1 protein-coding gene is annotated in these 1,626 nt (G+C 75.5%); it reads left to right on the top strand.

What is annotated here, in order from left to right; translation table 11 throughout:
- A partial coding sequence (locus C1I97_RS36835; protein ID WP_111007230.1) for an IucA/IucC family protein occupies positions 1-1,624 on the top strand: 1,624 nt, incomplete at its 5' end.
- Positions 1,625-1,626: the final 2 nt, after the last annotated feature.

The following is a 1,626-nucleotide window of genomic DNA, read 5'->3' as shown; positions in this document are numbered from 1 at the left end:
CCCCCTCCCGGCCAGCGGTACGGCCCTGCTCGTCCCGGTCCGCCACTGGTCCCCGACGGGCTGGCACCGCTTCGGCCTCCCGTACCTGGCCGGTGCCCCGCAGGACGCCCCGCCGGCCGACGCCGTCACCGTCGCCGCCCTGCTGGTCCGGGAGGCGCCCACCGGCGCGGGCGCCGACGCCGTCGACCTCGTCGCCCGTGTCGCCGACTCCGTCCGCCGCACCACCCTCTTCCTCGGTGACCGCCGGCGACATCCCGCGGACGGACCCGACCTCTTCCTCTCCGCGGAACAGGCCCTCCTGCTCGGGCACCCGTTGCATCCGACCCCGAAGAGCCGCGAAGGCCTGTCGGAAGCCGAACTCCGCCCCTACTCGCCCGAACTGCGAGGTTCCTTCCCGTTGTGCTGGATGGCGGTGGCCCGCTCCGTGCTCGCCACCGACTCCGCCTGGACCGAGCGCGGCCGGCCGGTCCCCGCCGAACGGCTCACGGCCCGGCTCGCCGGCGCGGGACTGTCCCTGCCCGACGGATACGCCGCCCTGCCCCTGCACCCGTGGCAGTCGCGGGAGCTACGGCACCGTGCGGGCACGGCGGCGCTGCTGGACGCGGGACTCCTCCGGGACCTGGGCCCCCACGGCCCCGCCTGGCACCCCACCTCCTCCGTACGCACCGTCCACCGCAGCGGCGCCCCCGCCATGCTCAAGCTGTCGCTGGGCCTGCGCATCACCAACTCCCGCCGTGAGAACCTCCGCAAGGAACTGCACCGCGGTGTCGAGGTCCACCGTCTGCTGCGCGGCGGCCTCGCCCGGCAGTGGCACGCGGCGCACCCCGGCTTCGACATCGTCCGCGACCCGGCCTGGCTGGCCGTCGACGACCAGGACGGAGCCCCGGTGCCCGGGCTGGACGTGATGATCCGGCACAACCCGTTCGGCCCGTCGGACGACGTCTCCTGCGTCGCCTCACTCGTGGCGCCCCGGCCGTCCCCCCGAGCCGGCGCGGCTCCGGCCATGCGGTCCCGCCTGGCCGAGGCCGTCGCACGCCTCGCCGCCCGCACCGGGCGCCCCCGGGGAGCCGTCGCCGCCGAGTGGTTCCTGCGCTACCTCGAGCAGGTGGTCCGCCCCGTGCTGTGGCTGGACGGAGAAGCCGGAGTCGCCCTGGAGGCCCACCAGCAGAACACGCTCCTCCTGCTGGACGCCGACGGCTGGCCCGCGGGCGGCCGCTACCGCGACAACCAGGGCTACTACTTCCGCGCCTCCCGGCGCGCGGAACTCGACGCCCGGCTGCCCGGCATCGGCGGACGCAGCGACACCTTCGTCCCCGACGACGTCACCGACGAACGCTTCGCCTACTACCTCGCCGTCAACAACGTCTTCGGCCTCATCGGCGCCTTCGGCTCCGGGCGGCTCGCCGACGAGCGGCTGCTGCTGGCCGCCTTCCGCCGCTTCCTCGGCGACGCCGCCTCCGGGCCCGCCCGCACGCGCTCCACCCTGCCGGCCCGCCTGCTCGACTCCCCGGTCCTGCGCTGCAAGGCCAACCTGCTGACCCGGCTGCACGGCCTCGACGAACTCGTCGGCCCGGTCGACACCCAGTCCGTCTACGTCACCATCGCCAACCCCCTGCACCCGTGACC

The organism is Streptomyces sp. NTH33, from assembly GCF_003236365.1.
Taxonomy (GTDB): Bacteria; Actinomycetota; Actinomycetes; order Streptomycetales; family Streptomycetaceae; genus Streptomyces.
The sequence above is the reverse complement of the archived record's forward strand: the minus strand, read 5'-3'. Positions and strand labels throughout refer to the sequence as shown.